Below are 20,281 nucleotides of genomic sequence, written 5' to 3'. Positions count from 1 at the left end.
AAATATATTTATATATCTTCTTTTTTTGATAAAAACTATATCACATCAAAATGTTTCAAGGCATTTAAAATGCATCATCATCAACAGAGGATGTAACATAATCGGCCGATCTTTTAAGTTCATCTCCTGCGTTTCCCATAGCTACACCTATCCCGGCCTTCTTAATAATGGTAAGATCATTTCCACCATCACCAAAAGCCATAGTCTCTGATATAGAGTAGTTGCCGAAAGAGGCAATCTTCTCTAAGGCAGAACCTTTGTCTATTCCCTTAGCAGTTACGTCGGTAAAAGCCGGATGCCATCTAGCTGCAAAGACACCGGAAAGGTTTCCTATAATTTCACTTTCAATCTCCGGAGTTATGAATGGGGTTATTTGGAACACATCTTCACCTTCTTCAAGCCTGCCCTCACCGAAGCAGAAATCAACATTTAAAATCTTCCGGAAAATATCATCGACTATAGGTTTAGAATTGTATACAGAGATCTTATCTTTCCCCACCATTATAGATGCAAAATCATATTTATCTGCATATGTAATAAACTTATCCACTTCAACTTTATCAATTGGTTTTTTACTAACCACTCTATCACCTATAAAGCAGTAAGCTCCATTAGTAGTAATATATCCATCTATAAGTTGCGATATTGAATCTAGATTGTTTATCAGTAGAAAAGGTCGCCCGGTAGATATATAAATTTTTATTCCACTAGCAGAAGCCTTCTTCAATGCTTCCACTGTGGAATTGGGTATCTCGTGGGTATTGAAACTAACCAATGTACCATCAATATCAAAAAAAGCGCTTTAATCATGTTTGAATATATATATCATATAGTTAAAAAAAAGAGGGTTGTCTGTTATCCAAGCAATCCTCTTTTAATATATTTAATTTAATTGAATCAGAGAAAATCCTTTATAGAACTAAGTTTCATGCTGTTGGAACCTTTAATTAATATGTAATAACCTATAGGTTTATCATTCTTGAGATTATTAATCAGTTCATTTACATCGTTATAATGTTCATAAGAAGATGTAGCTGCCTGAAATTCTTTTCCAACTAATATAACCCTCTCAAAATGGCTATTATCAATGTAATCCACTATCTTTTTATGCTCCTCATGACTACCCTCACCCAGTTCCTTCATGTCACCAAGTATCACCATCTTCTTAGTCACATCCATTAGTCGGAAGTTTTCCAAAGCTGCCATCATGCTTGTTGGATTTGCATTGTAAGCATCAACAATAAGCATATTGCTTTCAGTTGTAGTAAGTTGAGAGCGATTATTTCTTGGAATATAGTTCTCCAAAGCCTCTTTAATAGAAGTTGCAGATACACTGAAATATCTTCCTACAGTTATAGCGGCAAGAGCATTCATTAGGTTATAACTTCCAATAAGATGAGTATCTACAGTGTAGGTCTGTCCCTCATGTCCCCATTCGAATGATAGATATGGCGAGCAAGACAATAACTTGCCACTTATATATAGCCCTGCTTCATTTTTTGTTCCATAACCTATCCTTACAAGTCCCTGTGATATCTTATCAAGGTTCTCATTATCTCTATCAATGAATATAATATGTTTGCCTGAATAGCGCAAGAAATCATAAAGTTCACCTTTAGTTTTCACTACTCCTTCAAAAGAGCCGAAACCTTCCAAATGTGCCTTCCCAACATTTGTAATCAGACCATAGTCCGGTTCTGCAATATTGGCAAGCATCTTTATCTCTCCAGGATGATTAGCACCCATCTCAATCACTGCAACCTCATGATCTGGAGTGAGACGAAGAAGAGTAAGAGGAACACCTATATGATTATTTAAATTACCCTCTGTGTACAAAACATCATAGCGCTGACTCAACACACTTGCTATTAACTCTTTTGTTGTGGTCTTTCCATTAGTACCTGTGATACCTATCACTTTTGTTCCCAACTTCTTGCGATGATAGTTGGCCAGTTGCTGAAGTGCCTTTAAGCAGTCATCTACATAAAGTATGCGAGGATTAGATTCTTCTTGAAATCTTTTATCATCAACAACTGCATACTGACATCCTTTATCCAAGGATGCTATAGCAAAATCATTACCATTGAATGATTCTCCCTTTAAGGCAATAAACATTGAACCTTCAGGACAATTACGGCTATCGGTCGTTACAGAGCCACATTCCGTAAAACATTTGTATAAAGTAGATATATCCATCTTTATATCATTCTTTTAAAATTACAACAAAGATAACTGAAAAAAAAAATTATTAAATAACAAATAGGTGGATATTTCTATTTACTTTTGTATATACAATAAGCCCATATGATAAAAGAATTTAATCCACAATATATCAATGTGAATGGTAAGCTCATGGATTTTTCCTCTCCAAAAGTGATGGGAATACTTAACGTAACTCCCGATTCATTCTTTGCACAGAGCAGGAAACAGACATCCAAAGAGATTATTGAGAGAGTGAAACAGATAATTGATGAAGGAGCCTCAATAGTAGACTTAGGTGCCTACTCATCGCGTCCAAATGCAGATGATGTCTCACCAAAAGAGGAGATGAACAGATTGAGGATTGCTCTAGAAATCATAAGAAATGAATTTTCAGATATAGTGGTATCTATAGATACATTCAGGGCTGATGTAGCAAGAATGTGCGTGGAGGAATATAATGCGGATATCATTAATGATATTGCTGCAGGAGAGATGGATAAAGAGATGTTTCCTACGATTGCCTCTCTTGGTGTGCCATATATAATTATGCATATGAAAGGGACACCGCAGAATATGCAGGATACTCCAAAATATGACAATTTACTGAAAGAGGTGCTATACTACTTCTCTGAAAAGGTGCAGAAACTTCGCGATTTAGGAGTTAAGGACATTATTATAGATCCAGGTTTCGGATTTGCCAAAACTATAGAACATAACTATGAACTGCTTAACCATATGGAAGAATTCCAGATTTTTGACCTTCCTATACTTGTTGGAGTTTCTAGAAAGTCAATGATCTACAATCTTCTTGGCACTACACCACAAGAAGCTCTTAATGGGACAACAGTTATAGACACTATAGCACTAATGAAGGGAGCAAACATACTCCGTGTGCACGATGTACGACAAGCAGTTGAGAATGTGAGAATATTTGAGAAAATGCAAGAATGTAGAAATAAAACAATTTAATAATGTTTATAGGCCTTAGCATAAAAGATATAATAGACATTTTACTGGTTGCTTATCTTCTATACCAGTCATACAGGCTCATGAAAGCATCGGGCTCCATTAATATTTTTATAGGTATACTTATCTTTATAGGAATATGGATATTGGTGTCCCAGATTTTGGAGATGAGACTTCTTGGCTCAATATTCGACAAATTGGTCAGCGTAGGTGCACTTGCTCTTATCATCCTATTCCAGGATGACATTAAAAGATTCCTTGTAACTCTTGGTTCTCATAAAGGGATGAGAAGATTATCAAGATTCTTTATGCGAGAGCAGAAAGAAAACGAAGAAAGAAAAGATATAATGCCTATTGTTCTTGCATGCATGAGCATGAGTAAAAGCAAAGTGGGAGCTTTGATTGTTATAGAAAAGTTAATGCCTTTGAACGATATAACTGCTACAGGAGAGACTATAAATGCGGATATTAGCCAGTTGCTAATAGAGAATATATTCTTCAAAAACAGCCCTTTACATGACGGGGCAATGGTAATTAGCCATCAGAGAATTCAGGCTGCAGGATGTATCCTACCAGTATCGCACGATCTTACCATACCAAAAGAGCTTGGACTACGTCATCGCTCAGCCATGGGCATCGCTCAAGGGACAGATGCTATGGCAATAATTGTTTCGGAGGAGACAGGTAAAATATCGGTGGCTTATCAAGGACAATTACATATAAATCTTAGTGCTGAGGAGTTGGAGAGACTACTTAATACTGAAGAATGATTAGTCCATCATCAAACTCATATATGGATATAGGTCGTTAAACAGCAGTTTGACGACCTTATTTATACTGTATTCCTCCACTTTAATAGGACTTAAATCAGTTGATGAACCATCATCAAGTTTACCATACAATTTGGTAAGTTCATTCACCACACTTTCCTCACCGCTTTCATAAGCCTCAACTATATCTACATAGTGATAACTATGACCGTTGTCTACGACAAATAATCCATTGTTTTGTGGTATGTCTTTATCATCGGAGACATAAAATGTCATAAACCTATCAGGATTTATCTTTGCCCATACAGAAAGTAGACTATCAAGGTTTATCACTCTTGCCATACCATAAGGCGACAAGTTTTCACCTTTGAATGTTCTATAGATAACCGTTTTCGCATTAAATAGTTCCATTGATTTAGCAAACAGAGAATCTCTCACCTCTATAGAGTCGGCTATTATGGCCTTTATAGCCACTTTATCATCAACAGGAACAGCAAAAGTAACACCACATATAGTCTCGTTCCTTGATGCTACAGCAATATTACCTCCTGCCAACTTAATATCTTCCATGACGACAGAAAAGTCCTCAAAGCTATGCTGCACTGCACAAGTAATAGAGAGCATCTTCTCTGATAAATAGTTATAAACATTCTCATTAATAGTATCAGAGATCTCTATATTTAAAGAAGTATCTACAACTAAGTTTTTATTTTGCTGCTCAATATATTTTGAAAAGAATATAGAATTGTAACCAAATTTAGAATAATAAGCTATTAGCCACTCTTCGGCAGGAATTAAAAAAGAGAGAAGCAAATCTTCCTCATACATCTTTTTGTGAGTATCTGACAACAGCTTAGCCATTGCTCCTCGATTTCTGTAATCAGGGTCTGTTGATGCTCCTGAGATATATGATGCATTTATTGTTTCTCCGCGTAATGATATTTTGTAAGGTATCATCTGAAGGGCAGATATAACCTTACCATCCTCGTATATAGCCATATTTATTTCGTCAGTATAACGCTTGCTGAAATATAGCTCTATAAACTCATCACTGTCGTTGAAACATTTTTTCCAGAGTGACTTTACCTCTTCTTTTTCATTCTGATTCATCATTCGGTCAACTAACTTGCCTATTTTAGCTTTGCTATGATTTTGTTAAGTAATATTGTTGGATGATATGATAGTTTTGCTTTTCTAAGACCTTCCAGACCTAGGTCCTCTTCTCTGTTCAAGTATATAAACTTCTCGTCAATACTGTTTGCATATTCACAATTAATCATAGGATAAGCACCAACGATATTTGTATCGGCCTTTTCAACACATACATCCCATGTGTTATTATTTATAATACCACCATAAGTAAATGCAACGATTTCATCATTTACATATAGTATACCACCCTTCAAGCCTAGCGCCTCCATATTATTCAGTGCAAATTTCATAGATGTGCTCTCCGCACCAAGCTCAGCCTGCTCCTCACAGTTGTTTGCCCTGCACCATATCTCCTCGAGTTTAAGACATTCCGGAACAAGTTCAGGGGTAAGTTCCACATATTTATAATTAGGATAAAGTGTCTTGAACTTATTGATGTGATTTCTCTTTGGCTGATATTTCTTTCCTTTAAGAGTGGCAAGATCAGAACGCAAGTATATATAGTCAGAGAAATCTCTATCTGTACTATATTCAAAACGATTAGGGAATAATCGTTCCATCTCCTCCTTTAATTCCTCATTCAAACCAATAATAATAAGATTTGAGCCAATGTTCTCGGCATCATTCATCATCAACTGAATAGTACTCTTAAGATTACCATCGCCAATAGGCATCATATAAGCCAACTGCTCTCCAATATAAAATCTGATAATCAGCATGCCATCTACAATAGCATATTTTGTCTGATATAAAAACTTCCAACTACAGAGGTTTGTAAAGGAAAGATCGCAGTTAAAACGGTCTTTATCCAATATATATGATTGTATTAAATCTTTATCTTCAACAGAAAATTCTTTAAATGACAACATAAATTTTATTCTTTCAGTGTTAATATTATTATATATAACAAAATAGCTACTCTTTTTGTTATATTACTCCCATTAATCTTAAGACAATTGGTGTAAAAATGGCAGTTAGAACTCCATTAAGCGTCAGACCTAAACTTGCATATGCGCCATATTTTGAGCTTATCTCCATAGCAGCAGACGTTCCAACGGCATGGGTTGCTGTCCCCATCGAAAGACCTTGCGCTATAGGGCTACCTACCCTACCTATCTGGAGCACCTTAAATCCGCATATAGCTCCGAAGAGTCCAACAACCACAACTACAGCAGCTGTCAGTGAAGGGATGCCACCGGTTGCTTTTGATACTTCCATTGCAATAGGAGTAGTAACCGATTTTGGTGCCAACGAGCATATCACCTCAGGTGATGCGTCAAACAACTTGGCAACTATAACCACAGAAACGATGCCTACCATACAACCTATAAGCTGAGAAACAACAATTGGCACTATCTGTTTCTTTATCAATTCAAGTTGCAGATATAGTGGCACTCCAAGTGCAACAACAGCTGGTCTTAACCAGAACTCTATAAGATATCCTCCTTCATTATAGGTTTCATAACTTATATCGAAGCTCTTCAAGAATATTATCAAAAGCGCAATCGTAATAAGTATAGGATTTAACAAGACCCATCCACTTCTCCTCTGAAGTTCTCTAGTAACAAAATATATGCCAAACGTAATGGCAAGAAGGAAAAACTTATTTTCTAAATATTCCATTTCCTTTACGCATTATTTGATGAGTCCATCCTGTTACTACTAGAACAAGTACCGTACTTACAAAAGTAGCTATCGCTATTGGCCAAAACTGAGCTGCTATTATATCAAAAAACAACATCAGACCTACTCCTGACGGAACAAAAAAGAATCCAAGATTTGCTACTAAGAAATCGGATAGACCTTTTATCCATTCTAATTTGATTAAACCAAACTTAAGAAAACTTGTGAGAAGAATCATGCCTATAATGCTTGATGGCAACTTTATACCTGTAAGAAAAACAATCAATTCCCCCAGCGCCAAACAACCGAAAAGAATTGCACATTGACGTACCATAAAATAATAGTTTATTGTAAAAACAGCACAAAGTTACGTATTCAAATGATAAGAATATAAAATTAATTTTTTTATATATCAAGAAACTAAATAATATCTATTTTGCAATGTTGATATTGCAAAATATTACCTATTTTTGCATTCGATTTCATTTTACATCGTTTATAAAGAAATTAAATCAATATACAATAATGGATATTATTTCTAGAATTATCGAACGCGCAAAAGCGAACAAGCAGCGCATTGTCCTTCCTGAAGGAACAGAAGAACGTACATTAAAAGCAGCAAATCAAATTCTTACAGATGAAGTTGCAGAGCTAATATTATTGGGTAACCCTGAAGAGATTATGGACCTAGCAAAAAATGGGGCCTTGGTAACATCAACAAAGCTACAATCATTGACCCTGAAAATCATCCAAAGATGGAAGAGTATGCTGAACTTCTATTTGAGCTCCGTAAAAAAAAGGGAATGACAATTGAAGATGCTCGTAAACTTGTTATTGACCCTCTCTATCTTGGTTGCCTTATCATAAAGGCTGGCGATGCTGATGGTCAACTTGCCGGTGCGAGAAATACTACAGGAAATGTACTTCGTCCAGCACTTCAGATTATTAAAACCACACCTGGTATTACTTGTGTTTCTGGTGCAATGCTTCTTCTTACAAAAGCTCCAGATTATGGAGAACATGGTACAGTTGTTATGGGTGACGTAGCTGTTACTCCGGTACCTGATGCTAACCAATTAGCTCAGATTGCTGTATGTACAGCTGAAACAGCCAGAGCTGTAGCAGGAATAGAGCCACGTGTTGCTATGCTTAGTTTCTCCACTAAAGGTTCTGCAAAGCATGAAGTGGTAGACAAAGTTACTGAAGCTTTGAAGATAGCTAAAGAGATGGAGCCAGAGTTAAAAATAGATGGAGAGTTGCAGGCTGATGCAGCGCTTGTCCCACATATCGGTGAGAGCAAAGCTCCAAATTCTGAAATTGCAGGTCACGCAAACGTACTTATCGTTCCATGTTTGGAAGTAGGCAATATATCTTACAAACTTGTAGAACGTCTTGGAAATGCAACAGCAATTGGCCCTATCCTCCAGGGTATCGCTCGTCCTGTTAATGATTTATCACGCGGATGTAGCGTTGACGATGTTTATAAAATGATTGCTATCACATCAAATCAGGCAATTGCAGCTAAAGAAAACAATTAATAATTAATATATATAATGAAAATATTAGTACTCAACTGCGGAAGTTCATCAATCAAATACAAGTTATTTGATATGGAATCAAAAGCTGTTCTTACTTCCGGAGGTATAGAGAGAATTGGTATTGATGGTTCTTTCTTGAAATTCACTTTACCTAACGGAGAGAAGAAAATTCTTGAAAAGGATATACCAGAACATACTGTAGGTGTAGAATTTATTCTTGAGACTCTTACAAACTCTGAATATGGAGCTATTAAATCTCTTGACGAAATCAAGCTGTAGGCCACCGTATGGTTCATGGTGGTGAGAAATTCAGCAAGTCTGTTCTTCTTAACGAAGAAGTTCTTAAGGAGTTTGCAGCATGCAACGATCTTGCTCCTCTTCATAATCCTGCAAACCTTAAGGGAGTAAATGCAATAACAGCAATTCTTCCTAACGTTCCTCAAGTCGGTGTATTCGATACTGCATTCCATCAGACTATGCCTGATTATGCATATCTTTATGCTATACCTTATGAACTATATAAGAAATATGGTATCCGTCGCTACGGTTTCCACGGAACATCTCACAGATATGTATCTCAGAGAGTTTGTGAATTCTTGAACATACCTGTTGAAGGCTCTAAAATCATCACTTGCCACATTGGTAACGGTGCTTCTATCTCAGCTGTAAAAGATGGTAAATGTATCGATACAAGTATGGGACTGACTCCATTGGAAGGTCTTATGATGGGTACAAGAAGCGGTGATATCGATGCCGGAGCTGTTACATTCCTTATGGAAAAAGAGGGACTTACTCCAAGTGAAGTATCAGACCTACTAAACAAGAAGAGTGGTGTACTTGGTATCTTCGGTAAGTCAAGCGATATGCGTGAACTTGAGAGTGCAGTAGCTGTAGGTGAAGACAAAATGGCTATACTTGCTGACAAGATGTACAACTACAGAATCAAGAAATATGTCGGTTCTTATGCAGCAGCTATGGGCGGCGTAGATGTAATATTGTTCACTGGTGGTGTTGGAGAGAACCAAAGCACTTGCCGTTCAGGAGTTTGCGAAGGACTTGAATATATGGGAGTTCAGATAGATCTTGAGAAGAATTCTAAGATACGTAGCAAAGAGGCTATCATATCTACTCCGGAATCAAAGGTCAAAGTTGTTGTCATCCCTACTGATGAAGAGTTGATGATTGCAAGTGATACAATGAATATACTACGAAATAAGTAATACCTAATAACTATATTTTATGAATCCTGTTCGGCTATCAGCTGAGCAGGATTCTCTTTTTTTATTACAAATGTTGAAACTTTTCAGGTAAATGCTACGTCTAATACATAAATGAATTAATAAAAATATAGATTATGATTATCAAAAGAGTATTAGTAGCACTTATTGCAGCGATAGCTATAAACCTATCTGCTGATGCAGCAACCAACAGTTATGTATCTAATGATACTAAAAATGAAAAGGGACAGATTGTAAAACGTATGATATGTGAATCTGTAGAAAACACTCTAACTCCATACCGTATGATTGAGTTCAAATATAATGACGAAGGAAATGTTATAGAGATGAAGAGTTTGGAATGGGACTCACGTTATAATATTTGGGTTGACCACGAACTTACACAGTATGACTATTCACAATCTCCTGTAAAAATCACAGTACTGAAATGGGACGATAAAGATAAGAAGTACAAATAAACTTATGGATTATTAAAGTAGACTCTCTCCCTCTATGAACTGCTCTAGGTAGATATTCTCGCCATCGAAGACAGCATAAGAGAACTCGTTTATCCAGTCGCCTAAAATAAGCATTGATGATGTTCTGCTAAGCATCAAATTAAGCATTATATGGCGATGACCATAGATAAAATAGTTTATATTGGGATGTGTTTTGAGATATTTTTTTGAAAAGATCACCAGAGGCTCATATGCCTCTCCTTGATAATCAGGTTCTTTTCCCGCTTCTCTTTTCAACCTGCTATGTTTAGCCCACTCAAGACCGAGATCCATGCTCCAACGTGGATGTAAGCATGAGAAGATAGTTCTTAATGTTTTGCTATGGAACATTCTGCGCAACATTTTGAATTTAGGATCTACATCACCCAGGCCGTCGCCATGAGCAAGGAAAAACTCCTTTCCAAATAATTCACATGTTACAGGTTTCTTATGAACAATCATACCACACTCCTTCTCAAAATAGTCCAGGCACCATATGTCATGATTACCTATAAAGAAGTGTACCTCCACTCCCATATCAGTGAGTTCTGATATCTTACCAAGGAATCGGGTATAACCTTTCGGTACAACAAACTTAAACTCGTACCAAAAATCGAACATATCTCCTAACAGATATACCGCAGAAGCTTTGTGCTTTATGCTGTCAAGAAAATTCACCAACCGTCTCTCCTGAGTACGGCTATGTTCTATTGCTCTTGACCCTAAGTGTGCATCCGAGAGGAAATATATATTCTTCATATTTTATTCTTGTATAATTCAATTATAGGAAGCCAAGATCCAATTTGGCCTCATCACTCATCATATCTTTGTCCCATTCAGGTTCAAAAACAATGTTGATCACAGATGATGTAACTCCATCAATAGAGTCAATTTTCTGACGAACATCCTCCATAATAAAATCTGCTGCTGGACAATTTGGAGCAGTAAGAGTCATATCTATAACTACTTCACCATCATCGTGCAGATCAATATTATATATCAACCCCAAGTTATATATGTCAACCGGTATCTCAGGATCGTATACAGTCTTCAACATCTCTACAATTCTCTCTTCAATTCTTAAGCGTTCCTCAGTATTCATAATATAATATATTTATAGTACAAAAATAATTAATTTCTATATTCTTCCCTCATCAGCATAGCTATAAAAGTTGCCATCAGTTAAAATAACATGGTCAAGCAAGCGAATGTTCATTAGTGTTGCTGCATCACGTATCTTCATAGTAATGTTATCATCATCCTGACTGGGATGTACATTCCCTGATGGATGGTTATGGCACACTACAAGTGATGTAGCCCTTTTAAGAAGAGCATCACGCATTATGCAGCGTACATCAACGAGCGTGGCAGTAAGTCCGCCCGAGCTGATTTTTATCTTCTCAAGCACCTTTGCACCTTGATTAAGCAAAAGTATCCAGCACTCTTCTACGCCAAGGTTGCACATCTGAGGGTAGAACAGATGATAAATATCGTCTGAACATCTTATTACCACACCATCCTGTGGGGAAGTGTTAGCCCTTCTCTTCCCAAATTCAAGAGCTGCAAGTATGGTTATAGCTTTTACAGAGCCTATCCCTTTAAATGAGCATAACTCTTCAAAGGATGCTTTATCAAGTAAAACAAGATCATTTCGATAATTAGCCAGAACCCTCTTCATAAGATCCACGGCACTCTCATCTCTGTTTCCGGAGCCTATGAGTATAGCTAGAAGTTCTGCATTTGAGAGGCAAGAGGCACCATGCATAATCATCTTTTCGCGAGGTCTATCCTCAATAGCCCAACTGTTTATAGACAACTTTTTGTTCATTATTTAAAGACATATTTAAATAATAAACAAATAAGAGGGTAAAAAAGATTTATTATTTGTAAAAATTCTTGTTAAAAGCTGAAAATTCATCCTTTTTCAGGATACATCTTTGCCAAAAAGCAGATATAAAGCCTGTACCATATCCTATCAATTGTATGAAAGCAGCAAAAACAGAAATTAGTCCTACATATACATTCCTATTATTTATTGAAGAGTCAACAAATATTATCACTGAATAGAGCAAAAGTAAAAGGATGGTGTACCAACAGAAGAGGCTGAGCAATATAATGCCTAATGTACCGATAGTAAAAACGGCAGGAAGAAGATGAACTATCTTCAACGACTCAGGATACTTCTTATAGAGGTTTATTCTGGCAATACCTGAATTGTATACCTGTTTGAAGAATTTCCTGAAATCTGTTCTCCTTTTATGCCACACCCATGCATCCTGGAAAAGCAGACATCTGTATCCATCCTTGAATATACGAATACTGAAATCTATATCCTCTCCGAATCTCATCTTTGAGAATCCTTCCAGCTTCTGATAGACCTCTCTTCTAACCCCCATATTAAAACTACGTGGATGAAATTTCTCCATCTGCTTCTTGCCTCCACGTATACCTCCTGTCGTAAAGAAAGAGGTCATAGCATAATTAATCGCCTTCTGCACATCAGTGAATGAGTCGTGTGCTCTGTCAGGACCTCCAAAAGCATCACAAGGATGTTCATTCAAGCTCTTATCTACCATCTCAAGATATGTCTCAGGCAGGATACAATCTGAGTCAAGTATAATTACATACTCACCATTAGCTTTAGAGACACCATAGTTTCTGGTATCCCCAGGTCCACTGTTCTCCTTAAAATAGTAGTGAACATCTACCTTTTTATTGTATCTCTCAACAACATCTTTACAAGGTTTCTGAGACCCATCTTCTACTATAATAATCTCAAACTCCTTATTTGTCTGTCGGCTTAAACTATCAAGCAGTTCGTCCACCTCATCAGGACGATTGTAAACTGGTATTATGAATGAGTATTTCATCTCTTGTTGATTTATAACAAAGGAAAATAAAAAAGGCGGAGCTTGCAAGAAGTTCCGCCCAATATTGTAAAAAGTATCTTAAGCTTTTACGCGTCCAACATAAGAACTGTCGCGAGTATCGATTTCGATAATCTCACCTTCGTTAACGAATAGAGGTACACGAACTGTAGCACCCGATTCTACTGTAGCTGGTTTCAATGTGTTTGTTGCTGTATCACCTTTAAGACCTGGCTCAGTATAAGTAACTTTCATCTGAACTTTAACAGGCATATCAGCATAAAGTACAGTCTCAGTAGAAGCATCAGAAACAACCTCAACTACCATACCTTCAAGCATGAAATCAACACCGTTGATAAGATTCTTTGCGATAGGAATTTGATCGAAAGTCTCCTGATTCATGAAGATATATTCGTCACCTTCCATATATAGGTATTGGTGTGGACGACGTTCTACACGTACATCTTCCAACTTCTCACCAATATTGAAACGACGTTCCAAAACGTATCCGTTAACAACATCTTTCAGTTTAGTACGCATGAAAGTATTTCCTTTTCCTGGTTTTACATGAAGGAAGTCAATGCAGAAATACAATTTACCATCCATACGGATAGCTGTTCCGATTTTAATGTCTTGAGCATTAATCATAAAATTTACCTTTTATATTTGATTATTATTATAGACCTAATAATGCACTGTTATGCTTTTCCGAGTGCAAAAGTAATGTAAATCAATAAAAAACGCAAAAGTAAATAAGTAAAAATTGATTCAACTCTTTGTTTATTTCAAAAAAGTGACTAATTTTGCAGCCCGAATATGATCCAAAAGATATAACATAAAATTAGTATATACAATGAAAAGAACATTTCAACCCTCTAACAGAAAGAGAAAAAACAAACACGGTTTCCGTGAGAGAATGGCTACAGCTAATGGCCGTAGAGTACTAGCTAGCCGTCGTGCTAAAGGTCGTAAGAAATTGACTGTTTCTGACGAATACAACGGAAAATAAGAATTTATTTTTCTAAGAATAAAAAAAGGAGTAAAGCTGATCACTTTACTCCTTTTCTTTTTATATCTATGGTAAGCTTAATATTCTATAGGCATTCCATTATTAATCCATCCGCTTATTCCCTTATCAAGGTTATATACTTTGAATCCTTTCTCAACAAGTATGCCAGCAGCATTAAGACTTCTTCTACCGCTTTTGCAATATACAGCCACAGGATATTTAGGATCGAGTTCCTTTACAACCCTGGCAGCAAAATCAGGGTCAAATAGATTGATATTCTTACTACCTTTTATATGTACCTCAGCATATTCAGCTTCAGTACGGACATCTAGCAACTGAATATCAGCGTTTTCTTTGAGTAAGGTTGCAAATTTTGAAGAATCAAGATTTACAAAATCATCTCTTTTTTTCTGACCGGTACATGCCCACAATCCTATTACGAGCACGAAAACAAATAGAATGAAAAAACTTAAACGCATAATAATCTTCGGTATTTGAGTTAATAATTCAATATAGTCTTTACTACTCCTTTATCGTATGTATTGATATTAATCTCCACCTCATCTCCTTTGTTAAGTCTCTCTTTGTATGCCCACAAAGGAACAGAGAGATATACAGTACGATAAAATGCCAAGACATCATCATTATTGTCATGATATAGAGTTATGCTCAACCTCTTCTTACCACCCTCTCCTGTATCCGACAATGAATTCTGAATGAAGTTAAACTTGTGAGATTTATCTTTTACAAGTACGTTCAAAACAATATTCACATACTCTCCACCTCGCCATATACTCTGTATCTTTACAGGATCAGTCTTTACAACAGTGAACCTTGATGCCGAAACTGGTACAGGAGATAATGTTCCCTGTGAAGAGTAGAGTGTTGCCATATTATCATTCTCGGATGAACCTGGCACAAACTTAGCAACCACTCTATATATTGAATCCGGCTTCAACCCGGTTAGACCCTTTATTGTAGGCAGATTCCAATTCTCTCCAGCATCAGTAGTCATCATATATACCGTTCCTTCACCATTCGTAGTAAAATCTACAAATTCATTATATAGGTCAGGATATACATATTCTTCATCCTTACTGCACGAAGAGAGCAATGTCAATGATAAAACAGTAGTTGCTATGTACCAAAGATATGATCTCATCACTCTATTGCGACTAAATGGTTGATAAGTGGATTGGCATACATTATCAACATCTTCTCTTTAAGAAAATCGTAGTCTTTTTCAGACAAGTCAACTTTAGCAATCTGAGCATCAATATAACTCAAGAAATTCTCTTTCTCCTGAGAGCTATATTTATCCTCAAATCTGTTTCCACCCTTCAACAAGTCATATGCAATATAGTTTCCGGCAAATATTCTGTAACAAGAGTGAATATCTTTATCTATCTTCTCTGCTAATATTGTAAATATCTCATTTTTGCTTACAGAAGGATCTATATCCCTGATAAAGCTATTCACGCAAGGAGCAGTATGGAAATGTATCTTCCCTTTATAGCCGAAAAGTCCTGTCTTCATATTCAAAAGATCATCTTCAGGACTCTTCACAAAATCAGGATTATCACGTTTCTGCTGCATCTCTTTAGCTTTAAGATAGTCGCATGGATCATACTCGTATGATATTGACAAAGGCATAATGTTAAGGTCCATCAATCTTTCGGATATGGTACCCTCTCCACCCATTGTCATCATCTTGAGAACACTCTCCTGGGTACGGTCATCCGAATCTTTAGCTCTTCCCTGTCTCTGAGCTATCCATATATTTTCATGCTTATGATTTATGGCAAAATGCATATATCGTGACATCAGAGTAGAAGCCTCCAGTTTCTGTCGTATACTCAATCCACGTTTTACGATGAACGATTTATTAATGCGTACCAGTTTTTTTATCCATGGGTAGATAAGAAGATTATCACCAATGGCTATCTCAACAGTGTCGAAATTGTTGTCAATCAGAAGAACAGACAAGAAAGCTGAGTCTAGTATAATATCACGATGATTTGATATAAAAGTATAGCTTACACTCCTATCTGTTATAGAACTGCAATCTATATCCATGCCATCAGCATGCTCCTTTACATTCTTCCAAAGTAAGCCATAGAAGAATGTTTTCTGAAAATCAAGGTTTGTCTTGCATTGCCTAATTTTTTGAGCAAGCATTTCAAAAGGGACATCAGGTATTATTGATTCTGTGACAGCACGGAAATTAGGATCTGCTATAAGTTCCTCAAAAACCTGAGGAAGCTCCTCCGGAGAGTAAGGACGAATCTCGTCAAATTCGGCTGGCATTTTCATGATAGAAAGGTTTTATCAGTTAAACTTATTTTCAATGATATCTGTCAATACATCCTTGATATCAAGACCTGCAGCTCTCACCTGCTGAGGTATAAAGCTGGTAGTTGTCATTCCAGGGGTAGTATTGATCTCAAGTAGATTAATCTTTTCGCCCTCGGTGATGATATAGTCGATACGTATAATTCCATTACATCCCAGGATGTCGTATATAGCCGAAGTAAGAGTACGAACTCTTTCCGCTGTATCTTCCTTAAGACGTGCAGGAGTGATTTCCTGTACCTGACCATTATATTTGGCATCATAATCAAAGAACTCATTACTTGTTACCACCTCAGTTATTGGGAATACTACAGATTTATTCTTTGTCTTATAGCATCCGCAAGTAATTTCAGTTCCTTTCATAAATGCTTCAATCATCACTTCGTCGCTCTCATTCATAGCATTTTCAATAGCTTTTTGAATCTGCTCTGCGCTCTTAACCTTAGTAACGCCGAAGCTTGAGCCACCTGCATTTGGTTTAATAAAACATGGAAGCCCTATTTTGTTCACTACATCTTCATCATTTATCTTCTGACCTTTGCGAAGTAGGATCGATTCGGATACCTTTATTCCAAAGCTCTTAAGATATTGATTGCAGCTAAATTTATTAAAAGTTATGGCAGAAACCAAAACATTACATGTAGAATATGGTATATTCATCATATCAAAGTATCCCTGTAAAAGTCCGTTCTCTCCAGGAGTACCATGTATTGTTATATATGCAAAGTCAAAAGACTTCCTTGTTCCGTTCTCCACAAAGCTGAAGTCATTTCTGTCGATTGGGCTCTTCTGGCCATTTTCCAGATTTACCTCCCAACGATGCCCTTCCATCTCGACAATATACAAATTATATTTCTCTTTGTCCATGAAAGAGAATAATCCCTGCGCGCTGCGCAGAGAAACTGGGAGTTCACTTGAATCTCCTCCAGCTACTATTGCAATAGTACGTTTCATAACTGATCTCTGTTACTAATATAGTTTCTCCATTTGTCTATCAACTCTGTCATGTCTTGAGGTAATTCGGATGTAAAATACATCTCCTCCCCAGTTTTGGGGTGTACGAATCCCAATGTCATAGCATGTAGCGCCTGACGAGGACAAGTCTCGAAACAGTTATTTACAAATTGTTTATATTTACTAAAATGTGTACCTTTTAAAATATCACTTCCACCATAGCGTTCATCATTAAAGAGCGTATGACCTATATGTTTCATATGCACTCTAATCTGATGAGTCCTTCCGGTTTCAAGAATGCACTCCACAAGAGTTACATATCCCAACCTTTCCAGCACTCTATAGTGTGTCACAGCATGTTTACCTAAGGTAGGATCACTCATCACCGCCATCTGCATTCTATCTTTTGGATTGCGCGCAATGCTTCCTACTATAGTACCCTCATCCTGATCTACTATGCCCCATACCAGAGCCCTATATCTACGTTTGGTTGTTTTATTGAAGAACTGTAGTCCAAGACTGGTCTTCGCATTTGGAGTCTTCGCTATAACAAGAAGTCCAGATGTATCCTTATCAATTCGATGAACAAGTCCCACCTGAGGATCATTAGGATCATACTTAGGATTATCTTTCAGATGCCAGGCAATAGCATTTACCAAAGTACCATTATAATTACCACATCCAGGATGCACCACCAGGCCTGCAGGCTTGTTGACAACCATCAGTTCACTATCTTCATAAACTACATCAAGGGGAATATCTTCGGGGATAATATCGTTTTCATAACGAGGACGGTCAAGCATAACTGTTATCACATCCTGAGGACGTACCTTATAGCTGCTCTTGACCGGCTTACCGTTTACCATCACAAATCCGGCATCGGCTGCATTTTGTATTCTGTTGCGTGAGGAATGAACTAAGCGTTCAAAGAGGTATTTATCTACGCGGACAGGTGTCTGTCCTTTATCTACGACCACTCTGAAGTGCTCATACAGTTCCGGCGAACCATCATTTAAAGGTTCAATATCATCCAGAGTGTCGTCTATTTCATCAAACTCATCTTTCATCATAAGCAAAAATTAGAACCAAGACTTATCTACTTCTGCCTCGCCCTCATCAACACCCATCTCATCTATCTGTGTAGAATCTTCCTCCACAGCTTCACTACCATTTCCGGCAGTAAGTGTAAGTATAGCCTCTCTAGGAACTCTATCACCTGTATTGAGTTGTCGTCCTCTATATGAAAGTCCATATACCCAGTCTTTCTCTCCACTTATATACTGAGGTTCAGTAAGTTTAAAGCCCATAGCTTTAAGTTTTGCTTCGGCTTGGCGCAAAGAGCTGTTATCTACAATATCAGGGATAGCAACCAATGGCACTCTGTCCGAGTTTATGGTAACATAAATAGCTCTTCCTTTCTTTATTTTAGAGCCGGGCACAGGGTTCTGTTCCAATACAGTTCCTGTAGGAAGGTCTTTTTTGTAGGTAGAATCTATTACAACAAGGGACAGTTCTCTGTTATTGAGCATTACTTCAGCTTCATCTACGTTGATATTCTTTACATTTGGAACCTCGATAGCATCTCCATGTCTTGTATATGAATCAAGCCATTTCAAAGCACCGAAAATAACAACTATAACCACCAATATCATTGCAATGATATTAATCCAGAAAAAGCGGTTGTTCTTGAATGAAAAAAAGTCCTTAAACGTTATCATAAAATTAAATTTCTGGCTTCAAAGATACTATAAAATCATTTCTATTCCTACAATATGCTTTTTTTATCCAATAATTTAGGAGCATATTGCTGAAGTAATTAATGCATTGCCAAAGACGATTTTTATCAGTAAACAATATAATTAATTTTCAACAGCTGTAAAGCATATAGATATCACTGAAGTTTATATACTTCTCAGCTGAAGAGTATATAAACTTCAGCTGTAGAGTGAAGAATTTGTCCTGATATACAAATAATCCATACTCTTAAAAGATTGTTTTGAGAAGATGAATCAATAAAATATTTTTATTATAATAGCCTATTAGATTATATTTAAACAGTTCATACAAGTTTATGAAAACAAAAAGTTTTCTCCTTTTTCATACAAAAAAGGCAGAAAGCGAAAAACTTCCTGCCTCAATCTTTTTTTTACTTTATATTATAGTGCCTCAAGCATTCTCTTTAACACAACAGTTGCAGAGATCTCACGATTGGCAGCTTCCGGAATAACAAGTGATGTAGGAGCTTCGATAACATCATCGCTCACAATCATATTTCTTCTTACAGGAAGACAATGCATGAAAAAGGCATCGTTTGTAGCAGCCATATGGGCAGTATCTACTGTCCAACTCATATCTTTTGACAATATCTTACCATAATCCTCAGGAGTTGTGACACCGGGACAAGACCAGTTCTTGGCATATATGAAGTCGGCTCCCTGGAATGCCTTCATCTGATCGTACTCCACATTAGCACCGCGAACAAACTTTTCATCTAGCTCATATCCATGAGGATGTGTGATAACGAAATCTACATCTGCCTCATTCATGAAATCGGAAAATGAGTTTGGCACTGCCTGAGGAAGAGCGCGAGGATGTGGCGCCCAAGTAAGAACTACTTTAGGACGATCTTTGCGCTTATACTCCTCGATAGTTATCAAATCGGCAAATGCCTGAAGAGGGTGACCGGTAGCTGCCTCCATAGAGAAGACTGGTTTTCCTGAATACTTGATAAACTCAGTAAGCACCTTCTCTGTATAGTCGTCATCACGGTTTGTGAGTCCTGCAAATGATCTTACACCGATAATATCGCAATATGATGCCATGACAGGAATAGCTTCGAGCAAATGTTCACTCTTGTCTCCATCCATAATAACACCACGTTCTGTCTCCAGTTTCCAAGCTCCTTGATTAACATCCAGCACAATAACATCCATTCCCAGATTTCTTGCTGCCTTCTGTGTACTCAATCGTGTACGCAGGCTGTTATTGAAGAATATAAGCAGACATGTATTGTGTTTGCCTAAAGCTTCAAATTTATAGCGATCTTTCTTTATTTCGGATGCTTCTGCCAGAGCTAGGTTCAAATCGCCCAAATCTTTTACATTAGTATAGTATCTCATAATTACAACGTTTAT

At 37.0% G+C, this 20,281-nt stretch carries 22 protein-coding genes and 2 pseudogenes; 6 read left to right on the top strand and 18 right to left on the bottom strand.

The features are described from left to right. Positions 1-64: 64 nt before the first annotated feature. Together JCM15092_RS14750 and JCM15092_RS03055 are read right to left on the bottom strand one after the other, a co-directional pair. Positions 65-736 (bottom strand): Cof-type HAD-IIB family hydrolase, encoded by a 672-nt coding sequence (locus JCM15092_RS14750; RefSeq protein WP_369384640.1) that lies wholly within the window; start codon positions 734-736, stop codon positions 65-67. Between the two features lie 161 nt (positions 737-897). Next, complete coding sequence (locus tag JCM15092_RS03055; protein WP_024993370.1) at positions 898-2,196, bottom strand: UDP-N-acetylmuramoyl-tripeptide--D-alanyl-D-alanine ligase; 1,299 nt, start codon at positions 2,194-2,196, stop codon at positions 898-900. Between the two features lie 108 nt (positions 2,197-2,304). Here JCM15092_RS03055 and folP point away from each other — a divergent pair, with 108 nt between their 5' ends. After that, positions 2,305-3,171 carry a dihydropteroate synthase gene (folP, locus tag JCM15092_RS03050; protein WP_034541475.1) on the top strand — a complete coding sequence of 289 codons (867 nt, stop codon included), beginning with the start codon at positions 2,305-2,307 and terminating at the stop codon, positions 3,169-3,171. Between the two features lie 2 nt (positions 3,172-3,173). Continuing rightward, a complete protein-coding gene (cdaA, locus tag JCM15092_RS03045) occupies positions 3,174-3,938 on the top strand; it encodes a diadenylate cyclase CdaA (RefSeq protein WP_024993368.1) in 765 nt (254 codons plus the stop codon). Here cdaA and JCM15092_RS03040 read toward each other — a convergent pair whose 3' ends face one another. The 4 genes from JCM15092_RS03040 to JCM15092_RS03025 are packed head-to-tail and all read right to left on the bottom strand — an operon-like array spanning position 3,939 to position 7,047. Further along, positions 3,939-5,051, bottom strand: a complete 1,113-nt coding sequence (locus tag JCM15092_RS03040; RefSeq protein WP_084488427.1) for a GNAT family N-acetyltransferase — start codon at positions 5,049-5,051, stop codon at positions 3,939-3,941. It lies immediately after the preceding gene. Between the two features lie 17 nt (positions 5,052-5,068). Next, on the bottom strand, positions 5,069-5,959 hold the full coding sequence (locus JCM15092_RS03035) for a DUF2156 domain-containing protein (protein WP_024993366.1): 891 nt from the start codon (positions 5,957-5,959) through the stop codon (positions 5,069-5,071). Between the two features lie 58 nt (positions 5,960-6,017). Further along, positions 6,018-6,713 (bottom strand): LrgB family protein, encoded by a 696-nt coding sequence (locus JCM15092_RS03030; RefSeq protein WP_024993365.1) that lies wholly within the window; start codon positions 6,711-6,713, stop codon positions 6,018-6,020. Further along, the gene (locus JCM15092_RS03025; protein ID WP_024993364.1) at positions 6,694-7,047 is read right to left on the bottom strand and encodes a CidA/LrgA family protein; all 354 of its coding nucleotides are present in this window, start codon (positions 7,045-7,047) and stop codon (positions 6,694-6,696) included. Before JCM15092_RS03025 ends, JCM15092_RS03030 begins: the two co-directional genes overlap by 20 nt. A gap of 191 nt (positions 7,048-7,238) precedes the next feature. On the opposite strand from JCM15092_RS03025, the pseudogene pta reads away from it, so the two are divergent. The 3 genes and pseudogenes from pta to JCM15092_RS03010 all read left to right on the top strand — a co-directional run bounded on the left by pta (position 7,239) and on the right by JCM15092_RS03010 (position 9,947). Further along, positions 7,239-8,251 (top strand): annotated as a pseudogene (gene pta / locus JCM15092_RS14745) (phosphate acetyltransferase). A 15-nt stretch (positions 8,252-8,266) separates the two neighbouring features. Then, positions 8,267-9,471, top strand: a pseudogene (locus tag JCM15092_RS14740) (acetate kinase). A gap of 134 nt (positions 9,472-9,605) precedes the next feature. Beyond that, a complete protein-coding gene (locus JCM15092_RS03010) occupies positions 9,606-9,947 on the top strand; it encodes a DUF3836 domain-containing protein (RefSeq protein ID WP_024993363.1) in 342 nt (113 codons plus the stop codon). 12 nt (positions 9,948-9,959) lie between these two features. Here JCM15092_RS03010 and JCM15092_RS03005 read toward each other — a convergent pair whose 3' ends face one another. The 5 genes from JCM15092_RS03005 to efp all read right to left on the bottom strand — a co-directional run bounded on the left by JCM15092_RS03005 (position 9,960) and on the right by efp (position 13,480). After that, complete coding sequence (locus tag JCM15092_RS03005) at positions 9,960-10,724, bottom strand: UDP-2,3-diacylglucosamine diphosphatase (RefSeq protein ID WP_024993362.1); 765 nt, start codon at positions 10,722-10,724, stop codon at positions 9,960-9,962. 22 nt (positions 10,725-10,746) lie between these two features. After that, complete coding sequence (locus tag JCM15092_RS03000) at positions 10,747-11,067, bottom strand: iron-sulfur cluster assembly protein (RefSeq protein WP_024993361.1); 321 nt, start codon at positions 11,065-11,067, stop codon at positions 10,747-10,749. Positions 11,068-11,103: 36 nt separating this feature from the next. Further along, complete coding sequence (gene radC / locus JCM15092_RS02995) at positions 11,104-11,793, bottom strand: RadC family protein (RefSeq protein ID WP_024993360.1); 690 nt, start codon at positions 11,791-11,793, stop codon at positions 11,104-11,106. Between the two features lie 52 nt (positions 11,794-11,845). Continuing rightward, entirely contained in the window at positions 11,846-12,835 is a 990-nt protein-coding gene (locus JCM15092_RS02990; RefSeq protein ID WP_024993359.1) for a glycosyltransferase family 2 protein, read from the bottom strand. A 78-nt stretch (positions 12,836-12,913) separates the two neighbouring features. Beyond that, entirely contained in the window at positions 12,914-13,480 is a 567-nt protein-coding gene (gene efp, locus JCM15092_RS02985; protein ID WP_024993358.1) for an elongation factor P, read from the bottom strand. Positions 13,481-13,685: 205 nt separating this feature from the next. Here efp and rpmH point away from each other — a divergent pair, with 205 nt between their 5' ends. Continuing rightward, on the top strand, positions 13,686-13,841 hold the full coding sequence (gene rpmH / locus JCM15092_RS02980) for a 50S ribosomal protein L34 (protein ID WP_005840676.1): 156 nt from the start codon (positions 13,686-13,688) through the stop codon (positions 13,839-13,841). A 77-nt stretch (positions 13,842-13,918) separates the two neighbouring features. Here rpmH and JCM15092_RS02975 read toward each other — a convergent pair whose 3' ends face one another. From JCM15092_RS02975 to JCM15092_RS02945, 7 genes are all read right to left on the bottom strand, one after another. Next, positions 13,919-14,320 carry a rhodanese-like domain-containing protein gene (locus JCM15092_RS02975; RefSeq protein ID WP_408636502.1) on the bottom strand — a complete coding sequence of 134 codons (402 nt, stop codon included), beginning with the start codon at positions 14,318-14,320 and terminating at the stop codon, positions 13,919-13,921. A gap of 20 nt (positions 14,321-14,340) precedes the next feature. Next, the gene (locus JCM15092_RS02970; RefSeq protein ID WP_024993356.1) at positions 14,341-15,003 is read right to left on the bottom strand and encodes a NigD1/NigD2 family lipoprotein; all 663 of its coding nucleotides are present in this window, start codon (positions 15,001-15,003) and stop codon (positions 14,341-14,343) included. After that, positions 15,003-16,154, bottom strand: coding sequence for an acyltransferase (locus JCM15092_RS02965; RefSeq protein ID WP_024993355.1), 1,152 nt, complete (start codon positions 16,152-16,154; stop codon positions 15,003-15,005). The genes JCM15092_RS02970 and JCM15092_RS02965 overlap by 1 nt, the downstream gene beginning before the upstream one ends. Before the next feature lie 15 nt (positions 16,155-16,169). Continuing rightward, positions 16,170-17,147 carry a D-alanine--D-alanine ligase gene (locus tag JCM15092_RS02960; RefSeq protein ID WP_024993354.1) on the bottom strand — a complete coding sequence of 326 codons (978 nt, stop codon included), beginning with the start codon at positions 17,145-17,147 and terminating at the stop codon, positions 16,170-16,172. Then, positions 17,144-18,214 carry an RluA family pseudouridine synthase gene (locus JCM15092_RS02955; RefSeq protein WP_439645895.1) on the bottom strand — a complete coding sequence of 357 codons (1,071 nt, stop codon included), beginning with the start codon at positions 18,212-18,214 and terminating at the stop codon, positions 17,144-17,146. Before JCM15092_RS02955 ends, JCM15092_RS02960 begins: the two co-directional genes overlap by 4 nt. Positions 18,215-18,226: 12 nt before the next feature. Continuing rightward, positions 18,227-18,865 carry a PASTA domain-containing protein gene (locus JCM15092_RS02950; RefSeq protein ID WP_024993352.1) on the bottom strand — a complete coding sequence of 213 codons (639 nt, stop codon included), beginning with the start codon at positions 18,863-18,865 and terminating at the stop codon, positions 18,227-18,229. 438 nt (positions 18,866-19,303) lie between these two features. After that, positions 19,304-20,266: a Rossmann-fold NAD(P)-binding domain-containing protein gene (locus JCM15092_RS02945; RefSeq protein WP_024993351.1), complete on the bottom strand. Its 963-nt coding sequence runs from the start codon at positions 20,264-20,266 to the stop codon at positions 19,304-19,306. Positions 20,267-20,281: the final 15 nt, after the last annotated feature.

This window comes from Phocaeicola paurosaccharolyticus JCM 15092 (assembly GCF_000613805.1).
Classification (GTDB): domain Bacteria; phylum Bacteroidota; class Bacteroidia; order Bacteroidales; family Bacteroidaceae; genus Phocaeicola; species Phocaeicola paurosaccharolyticus.
The sequence above is the reverse complement of the archived record's forward strand: the minus strand, read 5'-3'. Positions and strand labels throughout refer to the sequence as shown.

Coding starts and splice junctions, on each gene's coding strand:
- JCM15092_RS03055 (WP_024993370.1), bottom strand. CDS start 2,196: ATGGATATATCTACTTTATACAAATGTTTTACGGAATGTGGCTCTGTA.
- folP (WP_034541475.1), top strand. CDS start 2,305: ATGATAAAAGAATTTAATCCACAATATATCAATGTGAATGGTAAGCTC.
- cdaA (WP_024993368.1), top strand. CDS start 3,174: ATGTTTATAGGCCTTAGCATAAAAGATATAATAGACATTTTACTGGTT.
- JCM15092_RS03040 (WP_084488427.1), bottom strand. CDS start 5,051: ATGATGAATCAGAATGAAAAAGAAGAGGTAAAGTCACTCTGGAAAAAA.
- JCM15092_RS03035 (WP_024993366.1), bottom strand. CDS start 5,959: ATGTTGTCATTTAAAGAATTTTCTGTTGAAGATAAAGATTTAATACAA.
- JCM15092_RS03030 (WP_024993365.1), bottom strand. CDS start 6,713: ATGGAATATTTAGAAAATAAGTTTTTCCTTCTTGCCATTACGTTTGGC.
- JCM15092_RS03025 (WP_024993364.1), bottom strand. CDS start 7,047: ATGGTACGTCAATGTGCAATTCTTTTCGGTTGTTTGGCGCTGGGGGAA.
- JCM15092_RS03010 (WP_024993363.1), top strand. CDS start 9,606: ATGATTATCAAAAGAGTATTAGTAGCACTTATTGCAGCGATAGCTATA.
- JCM15092_RS03005 (WP_024993362.1), bottom strand. CDS start 10,724: ATGAAGAATATATATTTCCTCTCGGATGCACACTTAGGGTCAAGAGCA.
- JCM15092_RS03000 (WP_024993361.1), bottom strand. CDS start 11,067: ATGAATACTGAGGAACGCTTAAGAATTGAAGAGAGAATTGTAGAGATG.
- radC (WP_024993360.1), bottom strand. CDS start 11,793: ATGAACAAAAAGTTGTCTATAAACAGTTGGGCTATTGAGGATAGACCT.
- JCM15092_RS02990 (WP_024993359.1), bottom strand. CDS start 12,835: ATGAAATACTCATTCATAATACCAGTTTACAATCGTCCTGATGAGGTG.
- efp (WP_024993358.1), bottom strand. CDS start 13,480: ATGATTAATGCTCAAGACATTAAAATCGGAACAGCTATCCGTATGGAT.
- rpmH (WP_005840676.1), top strand. CDS start 13,686: ATGAAAAGAACATTTCAACCCTCTAACAGAAAGAGAAAAAACAAACAC.
- JCM15092_RS02975 (WP_408636502.1), bottom strand. CDS start 14,320: ATGCGTTTAAGTTTTTTCATTCTATTTGTTTTCGTGCTCGTAATAGGA.
- JCM15092_RS02970 (WP_024993356.1), bottom strand. CDS start 15,003: ATGAGATCATATCTTTGGTACATAGCAACTACTGTTTTATCATTGACA.
- JCM15092_RS02965 (WP_024993355.1), bottom strand. CDS start 16,154: ATGAAAATGCCAGCCGAATTTGACGAGATTCGTCCTTACTCTCCGGAG.
- JCM15092_RS02960 (WP_024993354.1), bottom strand. CDS start 17,147: ATGAAACGTACTATTGCAATAGTAGCTGGAGGAGATTCAAGTGAACTC.
- JCM15092_RS02955 (WP_439645895.1), bottom strand. CDS start 18,214: ATGAAAGATGAGTTTGATGAAATAGACGACACTCTGGATGATATTGAA.
- JCM15092_RS02950 (WP_024993352.1), bottom strand. CDS start 18,865: ATGATAACGTTTAAGGACTTTTTTTCATTCAAGAACAACCGCTTTTTC.
- JCM15092_RS02945 (WP_024993351.1), bottom strand. CDS start 20,266: ATGAGATACTATACTAATGTAAAAGATTTGGGCGATTTGAACCTAGCT.